This is a genomic window from Bradyrhizobium sp. PMVTL-01, assembly GCF_051861855.1.
In the GTDB taxonomy this organism is placed as follows: domain Bacteria; phylum Pseudomonadota; class Alphaproteobacteria; order Rhizobiales; family Xanthobacteraceae; genus Bradyrhizobium.
In genome coordinates this window covers 341,234-360,955 of the sequence record NZ_CP193982.1, presented here as the reverse complement: position 1 = coordinate 360,955, position 19,722 = coordinate 341,234, and the positions used below count along the sequence as shown (strand labels likewise).

The window sequence follows — 19,722 nt, the reverse complement described above, 5'->3', positions numbered from 1 at the left end:
TGAGATCGAATTCGGCCGGAGTGCTAGAGCGGCGTTGCGCGCTTGGCAAGACACCATTGCCGCGCCGCGGCTGTGCAAGACCGGCAGGGGCTGCCACAGTGCGGCCTGCCGGAGTACCCCTTGCACGCGCCTGATCGCCCCCCGCCCGACGCGCATCCTGCGCGGCTGATCCTGACCCTGTCGCTGGCGGCGACGGTCGGGCTCGGCATCGGCCGCTTTGCCTATGCGCTGGTGCTGCCTGATATGCGGGAGGACCTCGGCTGGTCCTACTCGGCGGCCGGTTTCATGAACACGATCAACGCCGTCGGCTACCTCGTCGGCGCCCTGCTGGCGTCGCGGCTGATCCGGCGCGTCGGCTGGTCGGCCGCCATCCGCGGCGGAACCCTGGCCTGCGTCGCGGCGCTCGCCACCTGCGCGCTGACCGGGAATTTCGTCGCGCTGAGCCTTGCCCGGCTCGTGCTGGGCCTGGGGGCGGCGGCCGGCTTCGTCGCCGGTGGTGCGCTGGCTGCGGCGATCGCGCAGTCGCGCCCCGAGCGGGCCAATTTCCTGCTCAGCCTGTTCTATGCCGGGCCCGGCATCGGCATTCTCGCCTCCGGGCTGATCGCCCCGTTCACGCTGCAACATTTCGGGCCGGGCTCGTGGTGGCTGGTATGGTGGGCGCTGACGCTGCTGTCCGTCGCCATGACGATCCCGCTGTTCCTGATCCGCATCGAGAGCGGCGCGCGCTTCTCCGAAGGCAGCCACGCCGCTTTTGCGATCCTGCCCGTGCTGATTTATCTCGCCGGCTATTTCCTGTTCGGCGCGGGCTACATCGCCTACATGACCTTCATGATCGCCTATGTGCGCGACGGCGGCGGCGGCGCCGCGGCGCAGGCGGCGTTCTGGAGCCTGATCGGCCTGTCCGCCTTCGTCACGCCCTGGGCCTGGCGCAGCGTGCTGGCGCTCGACCGCGGCGGGCTCGCCACGGCGATCATCCTCGGCACCAACGCACTCGGCGCCGCCTTGCCGATGCTGGGGCATTCGCCGGCCTGGCTCGCGGTGTCCGCGATCGTGTTCGGCGTCGCCTTCTTCGCCGTGGTCGGCTCGACCACGGCCTTCGTGCGCTTCAACTACCCGCCCGAGGTGTGGCCGACCGCGATCGCGGCGATGACGATCTCGTTCGGCGTCGGCCAGACGCTGGGGCCGATCGTGGTGGGCGCGATCACGGACGCGCTGGGGAGCTTGAGTTACGCGCTCAATGTGTCGGCGGCATTGCTGGCGCTCGGGGCCGTGGCGGCGCTGTGCCAAAGGAAGGTGGGACCGGCCAAGTAACCGATGTCGTCCCGGCGGAGGCCGGGACGACAACTAACTCCCGCTAAACGAATTATACCCCTGGTCCTCCCAATAGCCGCCCTTGTACTCGTTGGTGACTTCCATCGAGACCACGTATTTCGGGTTCTTGAAGCCTAGCTTCGTGGGCACGCGGATCTTCATCGGGAAGCCGTAGGCGCGTGGGAGAATCTCATTTGCGTATTTGAACGTCATCTGCGTCTGCGGATGCAGCGCGCTGCGCATGTCGAGCGGCGAGTTGTAGCCGTCCTTGTCGGCGCACTGGAACCAGACATATTTGGCGCGCGTGTCGGCGCCGATCAGCTTGAGGAAATCGCGCAAGGGCGTGCCGGTCCAGCTGCCGATCGCGCTCCAGCCCTCGACGCAGATGTGACGGGTGATCTGCGTCACCTGCGGCAAATGATAGAGCTCCTCCAGCGTCCATGACTTCTTGTTGTCGACGAGGCCGCGGACCTCGAGCTTCCAGTCCGCAGCCGAGACATCGGGCGCGTCGTCGAGCTCGTAATAAGCATTGAACGGGAACGGTTTCGTGATCGCGCTCTCGGGGAAGGTCGGCGCCAGCGCGTCCGGATTGAAGATGAAGGACTGCACCGCGTCGTTGAACTTCGAGACCTGTGCCAGCAGCGTATCGGCCGAGGACGAGTCCACGACGTCGCAGCCGGTCAGCAGCGTCAGCGCGCCGAGACTGGCGCCGCCCGCAATGAAGCGGCGACGGGTGAAATCCGGCATCGTCTTGATGGCGTCCTTGATGAGCAGCCGCTTGTCGACGCCGGGGATGAGGAATGAGCGCTTGGCCATGATGATTCTCCTAATCAGCGGCCAATGATCATCGCGCGCAGGCTCTTCGGCACCAGCAGCGCGAGCAGGACGTGAATGACGAGGAAGGCGCAGATCGCGGCCATGCAGAAGAAATGGACGTAGCGCGCGGTCGGATAATCGCCGAACAGCATCACGAGATAGTAGAGCTGCACCGGCTTCCACATGCCGAGGCCCGAGAGCACGATCAGCACGCCGACCACGATGATGCCGGCATAGAGCAGGCGCTGCACGTAATTGTAGACGGTGAGGTCGTCATGGCCGAGCTTGAAGGTCAGGGCGGCCCTGACGTCGCGCAGCACGCCTGATGGCGTGATCGGCAGCAGCTTTTTCCGGAAGCGACCGCTGGCGAAGCCGGTTATGAGATAGGCGAGGCCGTTGATCATCAACAGCCACATCGCCGCAAAGTGCCAGAGCAGGGCGCCGCCGAGCCAACCGCCGAGCGTGTACTCGCGCGGGAAGCTGAAGCCGAACAACGGCGAGGCGTTGTAGATCTGCCAGCCCGACAGGATCATCAGGATCATGGCGAGGGCGTTGATCCAATGCATGACGCGGACCCAGGCCGGCTGGATCACTTTGGTCGGGGTGGACCTGACCTGCTCGTCGGTGACCGTGAGGCTCGCCATGATGGTTCCGTCCTGAACGTCCGTGTGACAGCGAGTATACGCCGGTGCGTCCGCTTTCGTTACGCCCCGTTGGCCATGGAATCGATGCCCGCGGGCTATGATGGTCACAAGAAGGCGAGCCGGGCACCCCCGGCTCGCCTCGGCAAAGCACCCTGTTCGGGGATGAAACAGGGGGGGGGCGCGGTGTTACGTTGCCGGCATCAACACGGTGTCGACCACATGGATGACGCCGTTCGACTGGTTGACGTTGGTGATCGTCACCATCGAGGTGCCGCCCTTGGCATCGACGATCCAGGTCTTGCCGTCCATCTTCTTGACGGTCAGCTCCTCGCCTTCGGCGGTCTTCAGCTTCTTGCCGTCGGTGAGGTCGGAGGCCTCGAGCTTGCCGGGCACGACATGGTAGGTGAGGATCTTGGTCAGGGTCGCCTTGTTCTCGGGCTTGACCAGATTGTCGACGGTGCCGGCCGGCAGCTTGCCGAAGGCGGCGTTGGTCGGCGCGAACACCGTGAACGGGCCCTTGCTCTCCAGCGTCGGCACCAGGCCGGCCGCCTTCACCGCCGCGACCAGCGTGGTGTGGTCCTTCGAGTTGACCGCGTTCTGGACGATGTTCTTCGACGGGAACATCGCGGCGCCGCCGACCATGACGGTCTTCTCCTCGGCACGCACCGGCGCGACGACGGTCGCGGTGACGGCGAGGGCGCTGAAGGCGGCGGCAGCGAGATAGGCAATGCGCTTCGACATGGAGTGTCTCCCGATTGAATTGAGCCGGCGATGGCCGGTGTTTGAGTTGGGCAACAACGGAGCTTGCGTCCCCCTTGGCGTGAAGCAGCAGCGCCGTCGTCGGACCGAACTACGGGAGGGTTTGCGATGCGGTTTCGGAGAAAAATTCTTTGTGATGCGTGAAACTATGCGGGGGGATGTTCGTGGGGGTGCGTCCGCCCCGTCATTGCGAGGAGCGAAGCGACGCAGCAAGCCAAACTGTCACCGCGGACACATTCCTGGATTGCTTCGCTTCGCTCGCAATGACGAGGCATAGCCCGGATGTCCGGGCTACGAACCATCAATCCCTGTTCTGCGGCGTCTGAATGAAGCCGCGATTATGTGTCGGGCTGATCAGCAGCTCGTTGATGCAGACGCGCGGCGGCATGCTAGCGATGAAGGCGATGGTGCGGCCGAGATCCTCGGGCTGCAGCATCCTGGCCTGCTCCGCCTCGCTCGGCACCACCGGGCGCAGCTTCAGGATCGGTGTCGCCACCTCGCCCGGCATCAGGCAGCAGGCGCGCAGGCCATTGACGCATTCGTCCATGTTGAAGGAATGGGTCAGCGCCAGCACCGCATGTTTTGTCGTTGTGTAGGCCGGGCCCGGCATCTTGGAGACGTGGCGGCCGGCCCAGGACGAGACGTTGATGATCGAGCCGTCCTGCTGCTTGCGCATCGTCGGCAGCACTGCGCGCATGCAATAGAGCACGCCGTTGAGATTGACCTGGACGAGCTTGTCCCAGCCCTCCTGTTCCATGTCCTGCCAGCTGCGCTTGGGAACATTGATGCCGGCATTGTTGACCAGAAGGTCGATGCGGCCGTGCCTGGCGACGATCTGATCGGCCACCTCCTGGACGTCAGCCGCATCGGACACATCCAGCGCGATGGCTTCCGCCACCCCGCCGGCCCCCGTGATCTTGGCGACCACGGTATCCAGGGCGTCCTTGCGGCGGCCCGAAACCACGACGATCCAGCCGTCGGCGGCCAGCGCCTCGGCGCCGGCTTCCCCGATCCCGCTGCCGCCGCCCGTCACCCAGGCCACGCGTTTCCCGTTTTTTGACATGCAAACTGTCTCCGTTGCTTCATTGGGGCGGTTTTTGCTAATCCAGCCCTCGGTTTTGACCGGCCTTGTCAGTCCTGCGGTCGAGGAAATCTTGCATGAACCACGCAGCCAACGCCAACCTGTTTTCCCGCCTGTTCGACGGCCTCGATAACCCTGCGCGCCTCGCGATCGAGACGCAGGACGGCGCCCAAATCAGCTATGGCGATCTGGTCGCGCGCGCCGGGCAGATGGCGAACGTGCTGGTTGCCCGCGGCGTGAAGCCGGGTGACCGCGTCGCGGTGCAGGTCGAGAAATCCGTTGCCAACATCGTGCTGTATCTGGCGACCGTGCGGGCTGGCGCGGTCTATCTGCCGCTGAACACCGCCTATACGCTGAACGAGCTCGATTACTTCATCGGCGATGCCGAACCGTCGCTGGTGGTCTGCGATCCCTCCAAGGCGGAAGGGCTCGCGCAGATCGCCGCAAAGGTGAAGGCCAAGGTCGAGACGCTCGGCGCTGACGGCAAGGGCTCGCTGACGGAGGCCGCGGACAAGGCGAGCAGCGAATTTGCGTCGGTGCAACGCGCGGGCGACGATCTCGCCGCGATCCTCTACACCTCGGGCACCACCGGCCGTTCCAAGGGCGCGATGCTCACGCACGACAATCTCGCGTCGAACTCGCTCTCGCTGGTCGATTATTGGCGCTTCACCGACAAGGACGTGCTGATCCACGCGCTGCCGATTTATCATACGCATGGCCTGTTCGTGGCCACCAACGTGACGCTGTTTGCGCGCGCGTCGATGATCTTCCTGCCGAAGCTCGATCCGGACCTGATCATCAGGCTGATGGCGCGCGCGACGGTGCTGATGGGTGTGCCGACCTTCTACACCCGCCTGCTGCAGAACCCCGGGCTGTCGCACGAGACCACCAAGCACATGCGGCTGTTCATCTCGGGCTCGGCGCCGCTGCTCGCCGACACCCATCGCGAATGGTCGGCGCGCACGGGACATGCCGTGCTGGAGCGCTACGGCATGACCGAGACCAACATGAACACGTCGAATCCTTACGACGGCGAGCGCGTGCCCGGCGCGGTCGGCTTCCCGCTCCCCGGCGTATCCGTGCGCGTGACCGATCCCGAGACCGGCAGGGAATTGCCGCGCGAGGAAATCGGCGTGATCGAGGTGAAGGGCCCGAACGTCTTCAAGGGCTATTGGCGCATGCCGGAGAAGACCAAATCCGAATTCCGGCCCGACGGCTTCTTCATCACCGGCGACCTCGGCAAGATCGACGACAAGGGCTACGTCCACATCCTCGGCCGCGGCAAGGATCTCGTGATCTCCGGCGGCTTCAATGTCTACCCCAAGGAGATCGAGAGCGAGATCGACGCCATGCCGGGCGTGGTGGAGTCCGCCGTGATCGGCGTGCCGCATGCGGATTTCGGCGAGGGCGTCACCGCGGTGCTGGTCTGCAACAAGGGCGCCGACGTCAGCGAAGCCTCGGTGCTGAAGGCGCTCGACGGCCGCCTGGCAAAATTCAAGATGCCCAAGCGCGTCTTCGTCGTCGACGAGCTGCCGCGGAATACGATGGGCAAGGTGCAGAAGAACGTGCTGCGGGATACGTACAAGGATATTTACGCGAAGAAGTGAGAAGGGCCCAGCTCTCTCGCCTCGTCATTGCGAGGAGCTCTTGCGGCGAAGCAATCCAGACTGCCGCCGCGGAAAGACTCCTGGATTGCTTGGCTGCGCTCGCAATGACGGAGGTTCCGGCGGCTACTGCCCGCCCGCCAGGCTCATCACAAACCTGCTGCCGACGATGAACAGATAGCACCCGAACGCGACTTCCAGCGTGCGCTTCGACATCGCATGCGCGGCTCGCACACCCAGCGGCGCGGTAACGAGGCTCATCGGCATCACCAGCACGGCGCCGATCAGCGAGACGTAGCCGAGCGCGAACGGGATCTGCAGCGCTGCGACGGCCGGATAGGTAGCCGCCGCCGGCCAGCCGGCATAGATGTAGCCGAGCGCGCCGGGAATCGAGATCAGCACCGCGAGGGCCGACGAGGTCGCGACCGCCTGGTGGATCGGGCGGCTGTAGAAGGTCATCAGCAGGTTCGAGAACAGGCCACCGCCGATGCCCATCAGCGTCGACAGGATGCCGACGCAGAAACCGTAGAATCGCATCAAGGGTCCTTGCGGCAGGTCATCGCCGAACTTCCAGCCTTCGCGCGCGAAGACGAGACGTGCGGCCGCCGACCAGGCGACGCAGACGAACACGATCTTGAACAGCCGCTCCGGCGCGAAACGCGCGATGACGCTGCCGGCGGCGACGCCGATCACGATCGGCAGCCACCAGACGCGCAGGACCGACATGTCCACGGCGCCGCGCTTGTAGTGCGCCTGGAAGGAGCGGATCGAGGTCGGGATGATCACGGCGAGCGAGGTGCCGACGCAGAGCGGCATTCGCAGCTCGAGCGGCACACCCGCGATGCGGAAGCACTCGTAGAACACCGGCACGAGAATCGCGCCGCCGCCGATGCCGAACACGCCGGCCAGGAATCCCGAGAGCGCACCGGTCGCGATCAGCAGCAGCGCGAGCTCGACGATCTCCTTGATATCAAGACCTGCAATCACCCCTGACCCGCCCCGGCGACTGGTCCGCAGCGGCTCCGAAACGTGCGCCCGGAGTTGGCTGCGTGCCAAGCTGTAAGCGATCTGATTCCCGCGGTCGACACGGCGCACCCCTCGGCTGGGGTGGAATGCTGGGTGCGCATATCCCGAGCGGATGAAATTGGCTCGTGAGGAGGAGGTTGGCCTTGGGGAGAAGCTGGGCTGGCGACGCGTCTGGCCAATCTCTGCCCGGTTTGGACGGCATGGTCCGTTTAGAGGTGTTCCAATAGCAATTTCAACACGCACGGCGCCTTGGAAAAGTATGAATGGGTATTCGTTTCTTTGTTGACGGACCGCGGCTCTGGTATACCAAGCCACTGATTGGCTTGTGTCATCAACGCCGTAGAGTTGAACCCCGGGTTCGATTTATGGCGATTTGGTGATTGCGCAGGCGAAATCGACTCCGTAAATAGAGCCGACCTTCCGCGATCCCCGCGCGCGCCCTCGAGGGCCGCCATACAACATCAAAGCCCATGACCGCACGGATCGAACGACCGCTTTCACCACACATGCAAGTCTACCGCTGGACGCTGACGATGGCGCTGTCCATCGTCCATCGCGCCACCGGTATCGCCCTTTATGTCGGAACCCTGCTGCTGGCCTGGTGGCTGATCGCGGCGGCCTCCGGCCCCGCCGCCTATGCCCATGTCCAGGCCTTCACCGGCAGCATCATCGGCCGACTGATCGTGTTCGGCTACACCTGGGCGCTGATGCACCATATGCTGAGCGGCATCCGGCACTTCGTGTGGGACCTCGGCTACGGCTTCAAGGCCAATGAGCGCGAAGCGCTGACCTGGGGCGCAGCGATCGGCGGCATCGCCCTGACGGTGCTGATCTGGATCATCGCCTACGCGATCGGGGGTGGACGATGAGCACAGCTGATACGTCGAAGCGCAGCATGCGCACCCCGCTCGGCCGCGTCCGCAATCTCGGCGCCGCCCACTCCGGCACCGGCGACTTCTGGCGCCAGCGCGTCACTGGGGTGGCCATGGTGCTGCTGATGATCCCGGTGATCGTCGTCATCATGATGACGCTCGGCCGCAACCAGGCCGGCGCCAAGCAGATCCTGGGCTCGCTGCCGATCGCCATCATCATGGTGCTCTTCATCGTCGCCAGCGCCTGGCACATGAAGATCGGCATGCAGGTCGTGATCGAGGACTACGTCCACAACGAGAAGCTGAAGCTCGCTTCGATCATGCTCAACAATTTCTTCTCGGTCGCGGTCGCGCTCGCCTCGATCTACGCGATTCTCCAACTGTCAGCCGGAGTGTAACCCATGGCCACAGAGACGAATGGCAAGGGCAACGGCGCTCCCGCCACCAACGGCAAGGCCTATCCGATCGAAGACCACACCTATGACGTCGTCGTGGTCGGCGCCGGTGGCGCGGGCCTGCGCGCGGTGGTCGGCTGCAGCGAGGCCGGTCTTCGCACCGCCTGCATCACCAAGGTGTTTCCGACCCGTTCGCACACGGTCGCGGCGCAGGGCGGCATCTCGGCTTCGCTCGGCAACATGCACAAGGACGACTGGCGCTGGCACATGTACGACACCGTGAAGGGGTCGGACTGGCTCGGCGACCAGGATGCGATCGAATACATGGTGCGCAACGCGCCCGACGCGGTCTACGAGCTCGAGCATTGGGGCGTGCCGTTCTCGCGCACCGAGGACGGCAAGATCTACCAGCGCCCGTTCGGCGGCATGACCACCGAGTTCGGCAAGGCCCAGGCGCAGCGCACCTGCGCCGCCGCCGACCGCACCGGCCACGCCATGCTGCACACGATGTACGGCCAGTCGCTGCGCCACGCCGCCGAGTTCTTCATCGAGTTCTTCGCCATCGACCTGATCATGGACGACCAGGGCACCTGCCGCGGCGTCATCGCGCTCAAGCTCGACGACGGCACGCTGCACCGCTTCCGCGCCCAGACCACGATCCTGGCGACCGGCGGCTACGGCCGCGCCTACGCTTCCTGCACCTCGGCGCACACCTGCACCGGCGACGGCGGCGGCATGGTGCTGCGTGCCGGCCTGCCGATGCAGGACATGGAGTTCGTGCAGTTCCACCCGACCGGCATCTACGGCTCGGGCTGTCTCGTCACCGAGGGTGCGCGCGGCGAAGGCGGCTATCTCGTCAACTCCGAGGGTGAGCGCTTCATGGAGCGCTACGCGCCGTCGGCGAAGGACCTCGCCTCGCGCGACGTCGTCTCGCGCGCGATGACCATCGAGATCCGCGAAGGACGCGGCGTCGGCAAGAAGAAGGACCACATCTTCCTGCATCTCGACCATCTCGATCCCGCCGTGCTCGCCGAGCGCCTGCCGGGCATCTCCGAATCCGCCAAGATCTTCGCCAATGTCGACGTGACGCGCGAGCCGATCCCGATCGTGCCCACCGTGCACTACAACATGGGCGGCATCCCGACGAACTATCACGGCGAAGTGCTGACCAAGAAGGACGGCGATGACAACGCCATCATTCCGGGCCTGATGGCGATCGGCGAAGCCGCCTGCGTCTCGGTGCACGGCGCCAACCGGCTCGGCTCCAACTCGCTGATCGACCTCGTCGTGTTCGGCCGCGCCGCCGCGCTCCGCCTCGCCGAGAAGCTCACGCCCAACGCCAAGCAGCCCGAGCTGCCGGCGAACTCGGCCGAGCTCGCGCTCGGCCGTCTCGACCATTATCGCTATGCTTCCGGCGGCACGCCGACCGCCAAGCTGCGCGAAGGCATGCAGCACGTGATGCAGAACAATTGCGCGGTGTTCCGCACCGGCGAGGTGCTGAGCGAAGGCCAGAACCTGATCCAGAAGGTCCACAGCGGCATCACCGACATCGCCGTGTCCGACCGCTCGCTGGTGTGGAATTCGGACCTCGTCGAGACGCTGGAGTTCGACAATCTGATCTCGCAGGCGGTGGTGACGATGAACTCGGCCGCCAACCGCACCGAGAGCCGCGGCGCGCACGCCCGCGAGGACTTCTCCGAGCGCGACGACAAGAACTGGATGAAGCACACGCTGGCCTGGCTGGACGATGCCGGCAAGGTCAGGATCGAGTACCGCCCGGTTCACAACTACACCATGACCAACGACGTGCAGTACATCCCGCCGAAGGCGCGCGTGTACTGATCGAACAGCGAAGGCCCTATCGAAATGGTTGAATTCGCACTTCCGAAGAACTCCAAGATCACTGGCGGCAAGACCTGGCCGAAGCCCGCGGGCGCGACCGAGCTCCGCGAGTTCAAGGTCTATCGCTGGAATCCTGACGACGGCAAGAATCCGAGCGTCGACACCTATTACGTCGACACCAATGATTGCGGTCCGATGGTGCTGGACGGCCTGATCTGGATCAAGAACCACATCGACCCGTCGCTGACTTTCCGCCGCTCCTGCCGCGAAGGCGTCTGCGGTTCTTGCGCCATGAACATCGACGGCCAGAACACGCTCGCCTGCACCCGCTCGATGCACGACGTCAAGGACGGGGCGGTGAAGATCAACCCGCTGCCGCACCAGCCGGTGGTGAAGGACCTCGTCCCGGATCTGACGAACTTCTACGCGCAGTACGCCTCCGTCGAGCCGTGGCTGAAGACGACCTCGCCGACGCCGCAGAAGGAATGGCGCCAGAGCCACGAGGACCGCGAGAAGCTCGACGGTCTCTACGAGTGCATTCTCTGCGCCTGCTGCTCGACCTCCTGCCCGAGCTATTGGTGGAACAGCGAGCGCTATCTCGGTCCCGCTGCGCTGCTCCAGGCCAACCGCTGGGTCTCCGATTCGCGCGACGAAGCCACCGGCGAGCGCCTCGACAATCTCGAGGATCCGTTCCGGCTCTATCGCTGCCACACCATCATGAACTGCGCCAAGGCCTGCCCGAAGGGCCTCAACCCGGCAGAAGCCATCGCCGAGCTCAAGCTCAAGATGGTCGAGCGGCAGGTCTAGCACCGTTCATGCTACGGCCGCCGGCCGGCGCGGCCGGGGCATGCCACGATCCGGGTCAGTCCGAGTAGATTTTGCCCGGACGCGCCTTGCGCGCGATTCGTCGGAATACAACCCGAGATTATCGCCACAAGCCGCTTCCTTCCCGGCGGGAAATTCAAGTAAGCTCTCCGGTCAGGGACCGGAGCGACCGTGCAGGGAGCGCAACGCAATTCGCTGAGGCTTTTGCAGTGGATGATGGTTGCATCCCTGGCGCTGCCGATTGCGCTGTTCGCGATCGCCTCCACGATCTCCTACACCTCGACCAGGGAGATGGCCGACCGCGAGATCGAGCGCACGCTCGACGTGGCGCATGAGCATGCGCTCAAGGTGTTCGAGACCATCGACCGCAGCCTGTCCGAGCTCAACGAGGTCGTGCGCGGCCTTCCCGACGACGTCATCCGCGCGCGCGAAGCGGCGCTGCACCGCCGGCTGAAGCGGCTGACCGATTCGCTGCCGCAGCTCAAATCGGCCTGGATCTTCGACGCGGACGGAAAGGCGCTGGTCAACAGCCTCGTTTCGCCGCCGCCTGAGCTCGGCTTTGCGGACCGCGACTATTTCTACGTCCATGTCGACCAGACCATCGGCACCTTCATCGGCATGCCGCTGACGCCGCGTCCGCCCTATCAGGGCGCGCGCTTCTTCGGCATGAGCCGCCGCCGCGACTCCGACGACGGCCGCTTCACCGGCGTGATCCAGGCCTCCGTCCTGCCGGAATATTTCGAGAGTTTCTACGCCAGGATCGGCTCGGAACCCGGCAGCTTCTTCGCGATGGGGCGCACCGACGGCGTCGTGGTGGCGCATTTCCCGCGGCTCGACCGCGACCTCCGGCTCGATCCGGGGGGCCCGGTCGGCCGCGAGATCGCCGCGCACCCCGCGCAGGGGCTCATGACCATCGCCTGGCCGTCGGACGGGATCGAGCGCCGCATCGGCTACAGGCGCGTCGCCGAATATCCGATCTATGTCAGCGCCGGCTTCGAGACGTCGGCGATCCGCGCGCGCTGGCTCGCCACCATGGGCCAGCATCTGGTGTTCGGCGTGCCCGCCACCGCGCTGCTGTTCCTGCTGCTGGCATTCGCTTTCCGGCGCACCCAGCATCTGCAGATGGAGGCCGCAAAGCGGCGCGAGGCCGAGGAGGCGCTCAAGCACAGCCAGCGCCTGGAGGCGCTCGGCCAGCTCACCGGGGGCGTCGCGCACGACTTCAACAACCTGCTGACCGTGATCCGCGCCTCGGTCGATCTGTTGAACCGGCCGCAGCTGAGCGAAGAGCGACGGCAGCGCTACATCACGGCGATTGCGGACGCGGTGGCGCGCGCCGCCAAGCTGACCTCGCAGCTGCTCGCCTTTGCGCGGCGCCAGACCCTGAAGCCGGAAGTGTTCGACGTCGGCGAGCGGCTGCAGTCGCTGCACGACATGCTCGCCACGCTGCTGGGACCGGCCATCGAGATCGCGATGCGGCTGCCGGCCGAGCCTTGCCTCGTCAATGCCGATGCCAGCCAGTTCGAGACCGCGCTGATCAACATGGCGACCAATGCGCGCGACGCCATGCAGGGCAAGGGCAGGATCAGCTTCACCGTCGAGAGGGCCGCGACCATTCCCGACACGCCGGCGCACGTCTCGTACGGTCCTGTCCCGGGACACCTCGGCTTCGTCGGCGTGATCGTCAGCGACACCGGCGTCGGCATTCCACCCGCGCGGCTCGGGCGGATCTTCGAGCCGTTCTTCACCACCAAGCAGGTCGGCCAGGGCACGGGTCTCGGCCTGTCCCAGGTGTTCGGTTTCGCCCGGCAATCAGGCGGCGAGGTGACGGTGACGAGCGAAGTCGGCCAGGGCAGCACCTTCTCTCTCTATCTCCCCCGCGTGCCCGCGGACCTCTTGCCGCAGCAGCAGGCGCCGAACACCGCGCCTGCGGTCGCCGGCAGCGGCATGTCGGTGCTGCTGGTCGAAGACAATATCGAGCTCGGCAATTTCGCCGCCGATGGTCTCACAGCGCTCGGCTACAGCATCACGCTGCTCGACAATGCCGCCGATGCGCTGGCCGAGCTCGTCGTGGACGCCGGCCGTTTCGATGTCGTGTTCTCCGACATCGTGATGCCAGGAATGACCGGGCTCGATCTGGCGCGGGCGATCCGCGATCGCGGCATCGGCGTGCCGGTCGTGCTGACCACCGGCTACAGCCAGGCACTGTCCCAGGAAGGCAATTTCGGTTTCGATCTCGTGCAAAAGCCCTATTCGATCGAGGAGCTGTCGCGCGTGCTCCACCGGGCTGCGCGGCTGCGGCGGGTGCGTGACGGCGCCGCCGAATAGGGTATTCGGGAACCGACGGGAACCGGCTGATTTGTCTCGCGTTATCCGGCCATGCAAAAGCCAGCCGGCAAGCGCGACCAGGGCAGGACGCCACCCATTATCGAGATCAAAGGCGAGAATGGCGAGGAGGTGGCTCCGCCGCCGCCCGAGGTGCTCGAACCCGATCCCGAGCTCTCTCCCGAAGAGGCCGAGCGGGCCCGCAGGGATTATCTGCTGAAGCGGTTCTGGATCAGCGCGCGCGGCTTCTGGGGCCGCAACGGCGACCGCCTCGCCTGGCCGTTCTCGGTCGGCCTCGGCGTGCTGATCGTCCTCATCGTCTGCTTCCAATATGGCATCAACGTCTGGAATCGCGCGATCTTCGATGCCATCGAGCAGCGCGACGCGACGAGCGTCTTCCATCTCACAGCAGTGTTCCTCCCGCTCGCGATCGGCAGCATCGTGCTCGGCGTGGCGCAGGTGTTCGCGCGCATGGGCATCCAGCGGCGCTGGCGGGCCTGGCTCACCAGCAGCGTGCTGACGCGCTGGCTCACCAGCGGACGCTACTACCAGCTCAACCTCGTCGGCGGCGACCACCAGAATCCGGAATACCGCATCGCGGAGGACCTGCGCATTGCGACCGACGCACCGGTCGATTTCCTCGCCGGCGTCACCTCGGCGCTGCTGTCGGCCGCAACCTTCATCGTCGTGCTCTGGACCATCGGCGGCGCGCTCACCATCACGCTCGGCGGCTCGTCGGTGACCATTCCCGGCTTCCTCGTGATCGCCGCCATCCTCTACGCCGCGATCGCATCCGGCTCGATCATGGTGATCGGCCGGCGCTTCGTGCAGGTCTCGGAGGACAAGAACCAGGCCGAGGCCGATTTCCGCTATACGCTGACACGCGTGCGCGAGCACGGCGAGAGCATCGCGCTGCTCGGGGGCGAAGAGGAGGAGCGCGACGGCCTCGACCGCAATTTCACCAACGTGTTGCGGCAATGGGCGCGGCTCGCCGGCCAGCACATGCGCACCACGCTGGTATCGCAAGGGTCGAGCCTCGTTGCACCGGTCATGCCGCTGCTGCTCTGCGCGCCGAAATTCCTCGACGGCAGCATGACCCTTGGGCAGGTCATGCAGGCGGCCTCCGCCTTCACCATCGTACAGAGTGCGTTCGGCTGGCTGGTCGACAATTATCCGCGGCTCGCCGACTGGAACGCCTGCGCGCGCCGCATCGCCTCGCTGATGATGTCGCTCGACGGCCTCGAACGCGCCGAGCAGGGCGACGGCCTCGGCCGCATCCAGCGCGGCGAGACCCGCAACGAGGCGATGCTGGAGCTGCGCGATCTCTCGGTCACGCTCGATGACGGCACCGCAGTGGTCGGCGAGACCGAGGTGGTGATCGAGCCCGGCGAGCGGCTGCTGGTCGCCGGCGAATCCGGCACCGGCAAGAGCACGCTGGTGCGCGCCATTGCCGGGCTGTGGCCGTGGGGCGGCGGCAGCGTCAACTTCCATCCCGACCGGCGGCTGTTCATGCTGCCGCAGCGGCCCTACGTGCCCACCGGATCGCTGCGCCGCGCCGTCGCCTATCCCGGAGCCGCAGAGGATTGGACCGTCGAGGAGATAGGGGAAGCCCTGCACAAGGTCGGCCTCGACCATCTCAAGCAGAAGATCGAGGAAGAAGCCGCGTGGGACCAGACGCTGTCGGGCGGCGAGAAGCAGCGCCTCGCGTTCGCGCGGCTGCTGCTGCACAGCCCTGATATCGTCGTGCTCGATGAGGCAACCTCGGCGCTCGACGAGAAGAGCCAGGACAAGATGATGAAGATGGTCACGGACGAGCTGCCGAAGGCGACCATCGTCAGTGTCGCGCATCGCGTCGAGCTGGAAGCCTTTCACAGCCGCAAGATCGTGCTGGAGCGCCGCAAGGGCGGCGCCAAGCTCGTCAGCGACGTCGACCTGATTCCGCGCAAGGGCCGGCGCAGGCTGCTCGGGCGATTCCTGAGGCAGCGGAAGAAGGCGGCGTGAGGCTCGCTCCGTCGTCCAGCGTTGGAGTCGCCGCCAAAACCGGCTATGCATGCGCCGCCTGCAACGAGGACCTGCTGCTTGACGCCCGACAATGCCCCTTCGTCCGCGCCGTTCGGCGCGTTTGCGCCGAATGCGGCTCAGGCCGCGATCATCCGCCTCGCGACACGATCGGGGCTGAAGCGCGGCGCGTTCCGGCCCTGGCTGTCGCGGCTGGTCAATTGGCTGCGCGGCGGGCCGATCGATGTGCAATATCAGGGCGCCTCGTTCCGCTTCTATCACCAGGGCAGCGCGACCGAGCGCGGCGCCCTGTTCAATCCCGACTACAATCTCGAAGAGCTCGACTTCCTGCGCCAGCACACGCCTGCTGGCGGCGTATTCGTCGACGTCGGCGCCAATGTCGGCACGTTTGCGCTGGTGATGGCGCAACAGGTCGGCACCCATGGCAAGGTGGTCGCGATCGAGCCGCATCCGCTGACCTTCGGACGGCTCTCCTTCAACCATGCTGCATCCAAGGCAACGCAGGTGCGGCTGGTTCAGGCCGCCGCGGGCGAGCGCGACGGCGAGCTGATGATCGAGAGCGGCGGCGGCAATCTCGGCGCGACGCATGTCGTGACCGGCGCCGCGAGTGCCGACGCCATCAAGGTGCCGTCGCTGCGCTTGACGCGCATTCTCGATGAGGCCGGCGTCACACAGGTCGATTCGCTCAAGATCGACGTCGAGGGCTTTGAGGACCGCGTGCTGATCGGCTTCTTCCGCGACGCGCCGCAATCGCTGTGGCCGCGCGCTGTGGTGATCGAGCATCTGTCACAAAACGAATGGCAGCAGGATTGTATTGCCGACATGGTCGCGCGCGGCTTTACGGTCGCGCGCAAGACACGAAGCAATACGTTCCTGTCGCGCTGACAGCGACAAACTGAGGGAGGTTGCGATGATCGACCATCTGGGTTTCTCCGTCTCCGACTACGAGCGCGCGAAAGCGTTCTATGCGAAGGCGCTCGCCCCGCTCGGCTACGGCCTGATCATGGAGGTCACGGCGGAGCAGACCGGTCATGCTGCGGCGGCCGGCTTCGGCGCCAACGGCAAGCCGGATCTCTGGTTCGGCGGCGAAGGCGCGATGAACAAGCCGGTGCACATCGCGATCGCGGCCAGGGACCGCGCCACTGTGGATGCCTTCTACAAGGCGGCGATGGCGGCCGGAGGACGCGACAACGGGCCGCCCGGGATTCGGCCGCATTATCACGCGAACTACTACGGCGCGTTCGTGCTCGATCCTGACGGCCACAACATCGAGGCGGTCTGTCATCTGCCCGAATAGGGCGCGCTTCGACCCGATGCGAGGAGGAACATCGGCACGGCATCGTGGTTATCGTCCTCTGGACAATGATCTCGATGATGCCGATGCCGATCGAACCGCCCGAGATTCCGCCGTCGACACCGGGCACTCCGACCGAGCCGCCGCCGGGAATTCCGCCGGGCAATCCGCAGCCCGACATCACGCCCCCGGTGCGCGAGCCCGGCGAATCACCGCGGCCCGACGAATTGCCGGGCCACGTGCCCGAAGAGATTCCATCGCGCGGCCCGAATGGTCCGCTCACGCCCAATCCTGCTACGGACGCAATGCCGCCGGACAATCACATATGAGGCGACGCATCACATGTCAGGCGATTGCAACGTGCGTCTGAATGCGCAATGAACGTCACCATAGTGAGTTGATTTGCGTGCAGAAATAAATCGGGCCGCGACCACTTCGCCCGCCACAATGCGGCCTAACGCGTAGCTGTTCATCCCAACCACTTCGTCAAAGAACCTTCCGGGGAAGTTCACCACCATGACCAACCTTCGTTTCGTGCTGCTTGCGACGACGGCTCTCACCGCGATGCAATTGGCCAACACCGCATCGCATGCGCAGAGCGCGTCGCCGCTCGTGGTCGCGCAGGCGCAGCCGGCTCCGTCGCAAGAGACCGGCCCTGACGGAAAACCGAAGCAGCCGCCGAAGGGCCCGCCTGCGGCAACGCCGCCCGGCGCGCCTGCGCGCCCGGCGACACCGCCGCCCGCGGCTGCACCGCCCCATCCGCCCGCTGCACCTCCGCCGGCTGCCGCACCGGCGCGTCCTGCAGCACCTCCGCCGCCCCCGCCTCCTGCAGCCCGTCCGGCTCCGCCTGCGCCGCCTGCCGCTCCGAAGCAGCCGTCGCCGCCTCCCGCCGCCGCTCCGCAGCAGCACGCCCCGACACCGCCGCCTCCGGCACCGCCTGCAGCACGGCCGGCTCCAACACCGCCGGCCCCGCCTCCGGCCGCGGCCCCGCAGCAGCATGCCCCGACGCCGCCTCCGGCTGCGCCTGCGGCACGGCCCACGCCATCGGCACCGCCTCCTGCTGCCGCGCACCCGACGCCAACACCTCCGCCGCCGCCTCCAGCGCCGCCCTCGGCGCGGCCCGCGCCTGCGCCTACGGCGACGCCCACCGCGGCTCCGCCCGCTGCACCTGCGGTCCGCCCCGGCGCGTCTGCGCCCGCGGCCACTCCCGCTCCGACACCCGCACCGACTGCAACACCGGCACCGACCGCGACACCTGCGCCGACCGCAACGCCGGTTCCGGGCAGCACGCCCGGCGCACCGCCGGCCGGCCGCCCCGGTGCACCGCCTCCCGGCGTACGTCCCGGCGCGCCTCCGGCGGCGGGAACGCCGGCGCCCGGTGCTGCACCCGCTCCAACGGCAACGCCGGCCCCGACCGGCGCTCCGACGCCGCCGCCTGGACGTCCGGGATCAGCGACCCCCGCTCCCGGCACGACCCCGGCTCCCGGCGCGGCCCCTGCCCCGACGGCGACGCCAACGCCCGGCCAACAGGGTGGAACGCCTCCTGCCGGCGCGCCCGCTGCCGGAACCCCGGCTGCACCGCCTCAGGCCGGCGGCCTCCCGCCCCGGCCCGCGGCCCCTGCCGGCGCTGCAGCTCCGACGGTCGTCCCCGGCTCCCCGGCTGCTACGCCGCCGCCCGACCGGGCCCAGTACCGTCCGCCGACGGTTGCGCCGGCCTTCCAGGCCGCGCCAACGGTCGCAGCACCCCTGCCGCCTCCGCCCCGGCCGCCGCAGCGTGATCTGACGCCGCTCGCGATCGGTGCCGGCGTGGTGGCCGGCGCCGTGATCGGCGCCACCATTGCCGACTACCGCAACCAGCGGCAGGAAATCGTCGAAGGCGGCCGCACCGTCTACACCGAGCCGGACCGCATCATCATCCGCGATCCCGGCGGGCAGGCCTATGTCCGCGGCAACGATCTCTATCGCTTCCGCTACGGCGCCCGCGACATCCGCACCGACACGATCGGCGGCGAGACCCGCACCGTGGTGATCCGTCCTGATGGCAGCGAGGTGATCACCGTGGTCGGTCCGGACGGCTCGCTGCTGCGACGCATCCGCAGGGACCCCGGCGGGCGCGAGATCGTCATCATCGACAACAGCTACCGCGATCCGCGGTCGGTCGGCGGCTTCTATGTCGACGTGCCGCCGCCGGTCGTGACCATCCCCTACGATCGCTACATCGTCGACGCGCAGGAAGCGTCGCCGGACGTGATCTACGCGACCATGCAGGCACCGCCGGTGCAGCGGATCGATCGGCGCTACTCGCTCGACGAGATCCGCTACAGCCCGAATGTTCGCATGCAGATGCCGAGCATCGACGTCAACACGATCAACTTCGAAACGGGATCGTGGACCATCCCGCCGGACCAGGCGGCCCGGCTGCAGGTGATCGCCGACGGCCTCAACCAGGCGATCCAGCGCAACCCGCGCGAGGTGTTCCTGATCGAGGGGCACACCGACGCGGTCGGCAACGACGTGGACAATCTGTCGCTGTCGGATCGCCGTGCGCAGGCCGCGGCGGAGTTGCTGACGCAGCAGTTCAATGTGCCGGCGGAGAACCTGACGTCGCAGGGCTATGGCGAGCAGTACCTGAAGGAGCAGACGCAGGGGCCGAGCCTGATCAACCGGCGCGTCACCATCCGCCGCATCACGCCGCTGCTCAACGGCGGCCAGGCCGCGCTGCCGCCGCCCCCGCCCGGCACCGCGCCGCCGCGGTAAGGGCACACACAAACGCAAATGGCCGGGAGCGATCCCGGCCATTTTTTCGTCATTGCGAGGAGCCCGCGACGAAATCGCGAGGCAATTTTGCCCTGGTGCGACGAGGCATTCCAGACTGTCACCGGGTAGAGATTCTGGATTGCTTCGCTTCGCTC

The 19,722-nt window shown here is 66.6% G+C and carries 17 protein-coding genes; 12 read left to right on the top strand and 5 right to left on the bottom strand.

What is annotated here, in order from left to right:
* Positions 1 to 120: 120 nt before the first annotated feature.
* A complete protein-coding gene (locus ACRQ5Q_RS01685; RefSeq protein WP_439372249.1) occupies positions 121 to 1,311 on the top strand; it encodes a YbfB/YjiJ family MFS transporter in 1,191 nt (396 codons plus the stop codon).
* A gap of 33 nt (positions 1,312 to 1,344) precedes the next feature.
* On the opposite strand, the gene ACRQ5Q_RS01680 is transcribed toward ACRQ5Q_RS01685, so the two are convergent.
* The 4 genes from ACRQ5Q_RS01680 to ACRQ5Q_RS01665 form a co-directional block, all read right to left on the bottom strand.
* Positions 1,345 to 2,127 (bottom strand): molybdopterin-binding protein, encoded by a 783-nt coding sequence (locus tag ACRQ5Q_RS01680; protein ID WP_439372250.1) that lies wholly within the window; start codon positions 2,125 to 2,127, stop codon positions 1,345 to 1,347.
* Positions 2,128 to 2,141: 14 nt separating this feature from the next.
* On the bottom strand, positions 2,142 to 2,771 hold the full coding sequence (locus ACRQ5Q_RS01675) for a cytochrome b/b6 domain-containing protein (RefSeq protein WP_439395733.1): 630 nt from the start codon (positions 2,769 to 2,771) through the stop codon (positions 2,142 to 2,144).
* A gap of 186 nt (positions 2,772 to 2,957) precedes the next feature.
* Positions 2,958 to 3,512 (bottom strand): fasciclin domain-containing protein, encoded by a 555-nt coding sequence (locus ACRQ5Q_RS01670; RefSeq protein ID WP_439372252.1) that lies wholly within the window; start codon positions 3,510 to 3,512, stop codon positions 2,958 to 2,960.
* Positions 3,513 to 3,831: 319 nt separating this feature from the next.
* Positions 3,832 to 4,593, bottom strand: coding sequence for an SDR family oxidoreductase (locus ACRQ5Q_RS01665; RefSeq protein ID WP_439372253.1), 762 nt, complete (start codon positions 4,591 to 4,593; stop codon positions 3,832 to 3,834).
* A 95-nt stretch (positions 4,594 to 4,688) separates the two neighbouring features.
* Between ACRQ5Q_RS01665 and ACRQ5Q_RS01660 the strand changes: the two genes are divergently transcribed.
* Entirely contained in the window at positions 4,689 to 6,218 is a 1,530-nt protein-coding gene (locus tag ACRQ5Q_RS01660) for a malonate--CoA ligase (protein ID WP_439395731.1), read from the top strand.
* Positions 6,219 to 6,341: 123 nt separating this feature from the next.
* Here the strand turns inward: ACRQ5Q_RS01660 and ACRQ5Q_RS01655 are convergent, their stop codons facing one another.
* Entirely contained in the window at positions 6,342 to 7,202 is an 861-nt protein-coding gene (locus tag ACRQ5Q_RS01655; protein WP_439395729.1) for a sulfite exporter TauE/SafE family protein, read from the bottom strand.
* A gap of 509 nt (positions 7,203 to 7,711) precedes the next feature.
* On the opposite strand from ACRQ5Q_RS01655, the gene sdhC reads away from it, so the two are divergent.
* The 10 genes from sdhC (at position 7,712) to ACRQ5Q_RS01605 (ending at position 19,567) form a co-directional block, all read left to right on the top strand.
* On the top strand, positions 7,712 to 8,110 hold the full coding sequence (gene sdhC, locus ACRQ5Q_RS01650; protein WP_027561807.1) for a succinate dehydrogenase, cytochrome b556 subunit: 399 nt from the start codon (positions 7,712 to 7,714) through the stop codon (positions 8,108 to 8,110).
* Positions 8,107 to 8,511 carry a succinate dehydrogenase, hydrophobic membrane anchor protein gene (gene sdhD / locus ACRQ5Q_RS01645; RefSeq protein ID WP_439372255.1) on the top strand — a complete coding sequence of 135 codons (405 nt, stop codon included), beginning with the start codon at positions 8,107 to 8,109 and terminating at the stop codon, positions 8,509 to 8,511. Before sdhC ends, sdhD begins: the two co-directional genes overlap by 4 nt.
* Before the next feature lie 3 nt (positions 8,512 to 8,514).
* On the top strand, positions 8,515 to 10,350 hold the full coding sequence (gene sdhA, locus ACRQ5Q_RS01640; RefSeq protein ID WP_439372256.1) for a succinate dehydrogenase flavoprotein subunit: 1,836 nt from the start codon (positions 8,515 to 8,517) through the stop codon (positions 10,348 to 10,350).
* Positions 10,351 to 10,374: 24 nt separating this feature from the next.
* A complete protein-coding gene (locus ACRQ5Q_RS01635; protein WP_211405230.1) occupies positions 10,375 to 11,157 on the top strand; it encodes a succinate dehydrogenase iron-sulfur subunit in 783 nt (260 codons plus the stop codon).
* A gap of 189 nt (positions 11,158 to 11,346) precedes the next feature.
* Positions 11,347 to 13,500, top strand: coding sequence for an ATP-binding protein (locus ACRQ5Q_RS01630; RefSeq protein ID WP_439395727.1), 2,154 nt, complete (start codon positions 11,347 to 11,349; stop codon positions 13,498 to 13,500).
* A 51-nt stretch (positions 13,501 to 13,551) separates the two neighbouring features.
* Positions 13,552 to 15,498, top strand: coding sequence for an ABC transporter ATP-binding protein/permease (locus ACRQ5Q_RS01625; RefSeq protein ID WP_439372258.1), 1,947 nt, complete (start codon positions 13,552 to 13,554; stop codon positions 15,496 to 15,498).
* Between the two features lie 78 nt (positions 15,499 to 15,576).
* A complete protein-coding gene (locus tag ACRQ5Q_RS01620; protein ID WP_439395725.1) occupies positions 15,577 to 16,401 on the top strand; it encodes an FkbM family methyltransferase in 825 nt (274 codons plus the stop codon).
* Between the two features lie 25 nt (positions 16,402 to 16,426).
* Positions 16,427 to 16,813 carry a VOC family protein gene (locus ACRQ5Q_RS01615; protein WP_439395723.1) on the top strand — a complete coding sequence of 129 codons (387 nt, stop codon included), beginning with the start codon at positions 16,427 to 16,429 and terminating at the stop codon, positions 16,811 to 16,813.
* Between the two features lie 83 nt (positions 16,814 to 16,896).
* Positions 16,897 to 17,139, top strand: a complete 243-nt coding sequence (locus ACRQ5Q_RS01610; RefSeq protein ID WP_439395721.1) for a hypothetical protein — start codon at positions 16,897 to 16,899, stop codon at positions 17,137 to 17,139.
* Positions 17,140 to 17,326: 187 nt separating this feature from the next.
* Entirely contained in the window at positions 17,327 to 19,567 is a 2,241-nt protein-coding gene (locus ACRQ5Q_RS01605; protein ID WP_439372262.1) for an OmpA family protein, read from the top strand.
* The last annotated feature ends 155 nt before the right edge of the window (positions 19,568 to 19,722 follow it).